At 47.6% G+C, this 5,380-nt stretch carries 4 protein-coding genes; 2 read left to right on the plus strand and 2 right to left on the minus strand.

What is annotated here, in order from left to right; all coding sequences use genetic code 11:
- Nucleotides 1-166: 166 nt before the first annotated feature.
- Nucleotides 167-2,407, minus strand: coding sequence for a TonB-dependent receptor (locus ABY802_RS15530; RefSeq protein WP_372628035.1), 2,241 nt, complete (start codon nucleotides 2,405-2,407; stop codon nucleotides 167-169).
- Nucleotides 2,408-2,561: 154 nt separating this feature from the next.
- On the opposite strand from ABY802_RS15530, the gene ABY802_RS15535 reads away from it, so the two are divergent.
- The gene (locus ABY802_RS15535; protein ID WP_372628036.1) at nucleotides 2,562-3,863 is read left to right on the plus strand and encodes a GntP family permease; all 1,302 of its coding nucleotides are present in this window, start codon (nucleotides 2,562-2,564) and stop codon (nucleotides 3,861-3,863) included.
- 10 nt (nucleotides 3,864-3,873) lie between these two features.
- Nucleotides 3,874-5,043 (plus strand): homoserine O-acetyltransferase, encoded by a 1,170-nt coding sequence (locus ABY802_RS15540; RefSeq protein ID WP_372628037.1) that lies wholly within the window; start codon nucleotides 3,874-3,876, stop codon nucleotides 5,041-5,043.
- A gap of 125 nt (nucleotides 5,044-5,168) precedes the next feature.
- Here ABY802_RS15540 and ABY802_RS15545 read toward each other — a convergent pair.
- Nucleotides 5,169-5,380: TOBE domain-containing protein (locus ABY802_RS15545; protein WP_372628038.1), on the minus strand; the 212-nt coding region annotated here is incomplete at its 5' end.

Genomic DNA, 5,380 nt, shown 5'->3' on the forward strand with positions numbered 1-5,380 from the left:
GCAGCAACAGGGCATCGTTGCCAAGAATGGCTGAGGAAGCCTGGGCCAGGGCAACCCGGAATAAAGGATGATCATCAGCGATGATGGCTATCATAACGTATACTTCTGAGCACATGGGCTCGCTATAATGAACCGGGGCTTGCGCCCCGGCAAGGTTTTTAAGTTATTAGAAACGGTAACCAACAGACAAACTTACAGTACGTGGGTCAATATAATAACCGGTAATAGTTTGCTCACCTGCCAACAACGGGAAGTTATAACCGGCAATCCGTGCTTGCTTATCACCTAAGTTTTTACCCTGCAATGATACATCCCAGTATCCGTCTTTTGAATACCAGTTAACACCCGCATTTATCAAGGTATAGCCGCCATAATCGAGCGCTGAAGGTACTTCAAAAATTTGCGTTGCACCGCGGTAAGCTAAGTTAGCATTAAACACTAAGTCACCAAATTCGGTTACTAAGGTATAACGGCTAGCCAATGTTGCGGTTAACTCTGGTGTATTTGCAAATCCCCAAACATCAGATACGTCAACAACAGATTGCGATACCGGATCAAAAAACTCTACTTTGTTAAACGACGCATCGATGTAACCGACAATTGCACTTAGTTCAAGATCACGCGTTGCCGCAAATAGCGCCTCAATTTCAGCACCATTGATATCTGCACTGGCAGCATTTAATACTTGCGATGCAACGTTATTACCTACAGCACGTTGCACAGTAACTTGCATATCATCATAGGATGAATGAAAAACCGCCGCATTCATACGTAAACGCTGATCTAACCATTCACTCTTGATACCAAACTCGAAAGTATCAACGGTCTCTTCTTGATACGGGTCGGTTGCGTTAGGGTTCACAATTTCAACCGCACGCATATCAAAACCACCCGATTTAAAGCCGTCGGTATAGCTAACGTAGTACATTAAATCACGGTTGTACTGATACTCTGCACCAAGTCGTGGTGAGAAATGGCTAAAACTTTCGCTACCGCTAAAGTCTGTTTGCACTTGTAATAGGGTGCCTGGCGCTGCAGGATCACGTGGGCCTTTATAACCTAAGTATAAATTACGGTTCAGAGTCGCATCTTTGTCATCTTTAGTATAACGACCACCCGCCGTTAATGATAACTTGTCAGTTAATTCGTAAGAGCCTTGGGCATAGGCAGCAATACTATCGGTATCAACACAACCACCGTTTTCGACAGTGACACCTGCGCCGGCAACAATGACAGTACCGAAGGCACCGCACGCTTCACCAGTGTAGTAATATAGACCTGACGCCATTTTAAACTTATCGCCGCTAAATAATAATTGAAGCTCTTGTGAGGTTTGTTCATCTTCATAAAAAGCCGGTATATCTAATGACTGTAAAGGCGTAGAGTCAAAGTCTATATTGGTATCGGTGACACCTTTGCGTTTGGCCGTAACCGATTTAACCGTCCAGTTGTAATTTACATTCCAGGTTAAAGTTAAAGATTGGCCTTCAGTATCAACTTTATTATCAGCTGGCATACTGGTATAGGAATCGTAAACGCTGTCTGTTAATGGCTGAGTGGGAACTAATAAACTTGGCGTTAAGCGATAGCCACCTTTTGAATTAGACTTATCGGTGGTTTTGTCTGCACTAAATCTAACTGTAAAATTATCTGCTGCATTCCACTGCACGCTAATACGGCCAGATTGTACATCTTTATCATAGTTGTCAGCACCGGTATTTATGTACGTACCAAAACCGTCGCGGTTAAAGCTTGCAATGGCACCACTGACAAATAAAGTGTCCGTTAGGCCTACCTGGCCAGATAACTTAACATCTTGCTGGTTTTCAGTACCAATAGTACCGCGAACGGCAAATGCGGTATCACCAGTGAGGTCTTTAGTAACGTATTTAACCGCGCCACCGATAGTGTTACGCCCATATAATGTACCTTGAGGCCCACGCAACACTTCAATACGTTCAACATCATATACATCTAACGCCGCGCCTTGTGGTCGCGCCATGTAGACATCGTCAATGTATATACCTACACCTGGTTCAAAACCCCACAACGGGTCTTGTTGGCCAATACCCCGGATATACGCCGTTAGAGTGCTGTTGGTGCCCCGAGAAATTTGTAATGTGGTATTAGGTGAATATTGCTGTACAGCGATTAAATTATCCATCCCACGCTGGGCGAGCTCTTCTGAGCCTAACGAAGTTACTGCTACCGGCACCGTCTGAAGATTTTCAACGGTACGCCGTGCAGTAACTTCAATTCGTTCCAGTTTTAATTCAGATTCTGCTGTCGCTTGCTCCTGCGCCAGTGCCGGCATTGTCAGACAGCTGCTGATAGCCAATGCTAACAGGCTGGGTTTCAGGGCCGAGCGGGTAAACTTGTGCTGTGCATTCTTATAATTATTGGCCATCGTTGGCTCTCCTGCTGAGTGATTGCAAAATGTGGTACTAACCAGTGTTGTTACTGTAGGCCTAAACGCAGAATTTTTAACCTGTACCTTAGTACTATGGTGACAATCGTCAAGCTGTATCAGACTAGCTGAAAATGATAACAAGGATTTGCCGATGTTAAGTATCTTTGGCTTGCTACTGGGTTTAGGCCTGTTAATTGTATTTACCATGCGCGGTTTTAATCTTTTTATAACCGCACCATTGTGTGCTCTGCTAGTCGCTGCCACCAATGGTATCCCATTTTGGCAAGTAGCTGATAAAATTGATTTTGTTCATGGCTACATGAACGGTTTTGCTGGTTTTGTGGCCGCCTGGTTTCTGATGTTTTTACTGGGTTCAATATTCGGTAAATTGATGGAGCATACTGGCGCAGCCGATGCGGTGGCGCTGGCTATTGTTAAACGTTTAGGCCACACCCGGGCAGTGCTTGCCATCGTGCTGGCCTGCGCGGTGTTAACTTACGGTGGCGTCAGTTTATTTGTAGTGGCCTTTTCCGCTTATCCGATGGCAGTCAGTCTGTTTAAAGGCGCGAATTTACCCCGACGCTTTATCCCAGCAGCTTTAGCCTTAGGTTCCGTTACCTTTACCATGACCTCTGCAGGCTCTCCGGAAATTCAGAACTGGATCCCAATCGCTTATTTGGGTACCACTCCCTATGCCGGCTGGCAGGTCAGTATTGTCGTCGCCTTGTTTATGGCGGTAGGCGGTTATTTCAGTCTGATGTGGATGATTAAAAATGCGGTTAAAAATGGCGAGCAGTTTGTGCAGCGCGCCAGCGACCCTACCTTAACCGATAAACCTTTACCCCATTGGTTAACGGGTCTTATTCCCTTGCTGGTTGTTTTGGTCACCTCTTTTTTACTGCACGATGCGTTGCAACAAGCAGCATTAATTATCGCGCTGGCAGGCGGTGTAGTCAGTTTATATTTGCTTAACTTCCGCTTTCTGGCAAACCCGGCCGCCGCCACTAACGAAGGGGTGTTAGGCGCATTACTGGCCATTGGTAATACCGCTGCTGTAGTAGGTTTTGGCAGTGTGGCCAAATTAACCCCTGCTTTTAGCAGCGTGGTGGATTATATGACCCACCTGCCAGGCCCGGAGCTGGTCGGTGCAGCGGTAGCGGTAAGTGCTATCGCCGGTTTAACCGGGTCTGCCTCAGGTGGCCAGGCCATTGCCCTGCCGGAAATTGCACCTACTTATCTCGACCGTGGGGTTGATGCTGAACAGCTGCATCGAGTGGTCGCTATTTCATCCGGTGCGCTAGACTCATTGCCGCACAACGGCTACGTGGTCACCACTATTCGAGCTATTTGTGGGGAAACCCACCAAAACGCTTACTGGCCGATGGCGGTAGTCAGCGTGTTAATGCCGTTATTAGGGGTAATACTGGCCATTACCTTGTTTCAGTGGTTTTAAGGATAATTACATGAAATTACTACACGCGTTATTGTTTTTGGGACTGCTGCTGACTGGCTGCGACAGCCAGGCTATGCTGGTTGAAAAACGTGCTTTTGAGATTAAACGCTTTACTACCGAGAATGGCGCTCTGATCAGCCCGGTGAAAGTGGGCTGGGAAGCATATGGTAAACTTAATGCCGATAAATCAAATGTTATTCTGATCACCCACTTTTTCTCAGGCAGCTCGCATGCCGCCGGTAAATATAAAGAAACTGATGCGGCGCCCGGCTACTGGGACGCCATTATTGGTCCGGGTAAAGCGATCGATACTGATAAATTTTATGTTATCAGCGTTGATACCCTGGTCAACGCCAATGTGTTCGACCCAACAGTCATTACCACCGGACCTGCCACGGTTAATCCGGCTACCGGCAAACCTTATGGCTTAAGTTTTCCGGTGGTGACCATAGGCGATTTTGTTGAAGTTCAAAAAGCATTACTCGACAGTCTGGGAATTAGCAAACTACATGCCGTGGTCGGTGGTTCAATGGGCTCGTTTCAGGCTATTGAGTGGGCAACCCGTTACCCTGAGCGGGTTGAGCGGTTAATTCCGGTAATTGGCACGGCTTATATCGATGCCTGGGCAGCAGTGCGCTTAGAACGCTGGGCCTATCCTATTAAGCAAGACCCGGCATGGCGAGGCGGCGATTATTACCAGCACGGCCAACCAGAGCAGGGTTTAACAACCGCGCTGGCCTATATAATTCAGGATGCAGTTTACCCAACGGGTTTTAATATGCGTTACCCGGCGCCTTATACCGACAAAGCGCCCCACCAGGATATTCTGGCCAGCTTTTCTGCCTGGGATCAATTAATGGCTCACGCCAATTTACGCGCAAAAATGCAGGATGCTAATCATATTTTATACCTGGTGCGCGCCTCACAATTGTACCGGGCGGGCATGGGTGATAACTGGCAGCAAGCTTTAGGCCGGGTAACGGCCAAAACCTTATTTTTACCCGCCAGTGGCGACCAGTTACTGCTACCCCAAATGGCCAAAACCAGCGTTGAAGCCATGACCGCGGCCGGTAAAACCGTGGAATATGCTGAAATACCAGGCATTTGGGGGCATTTAGATGGTGTGGTTGGCATTGCCGCTGTTGCTGATACTATCCGTACCTTTCTGGAGACAGATTAACGACGCACGCCATTATTTTTCCTGGTTGGGATGTCGCTGAGTTAGGGCATCCCTTTTTATTTGCGCCTAGCATTACTGCTTGCTGCATGCTGAGCGGCACCCCAGCCTGGCAAGAACTTGCCAGGCTAGATCCGCGGAAAAAGTACCAGGTGGTCCAGGTCAAGCCGGATCCCAATGTGCTCACCAATGGCATGGTTATGATGGCTTAGCGCCAAACAATATACCTGCTCACCACCACTAAGTTCTAATGTGTACAGAATGTGGGAGCCCCGGAAAGACTTCTCCAACACTTTGGCGGTAATGCCACTGGCATCATCATGGACAATATCATCCGGGC

The organism is Arsukibacterium sp., from assembly GCF_041616895.1.
GTDB lineage: Bacteria > Pseudomonadota > Gammaproteobacteria > Enterobacterales > Alteromonadaceae > Alishewanella.

Excerpts from the sequence above, each read along its gene's own strand:
- ABY802_RS15530 (WP_372628035.1), bottom strand. The coding sequence starts at position 2,407 with ATGGCCAATAATTATAAGAATGCACAGCACAAGTTTACCCGCTCGGCC.
- ABY802_RS15535 (WP_372628036.1), top strand. The coding sequence starts at position 2,562 with ATGTTAAGTATCTTTGGCTTGCTACTGGGTTTAGGCCTGTTAATTGTA.
- ABY802_RS15540 (WP_372628037.1), top strand. The coding sequence starts at position 3,874 with ATGAAATTACTACACGCGTTATTGTTTTTGGGACTGCTGCTGACTGGC.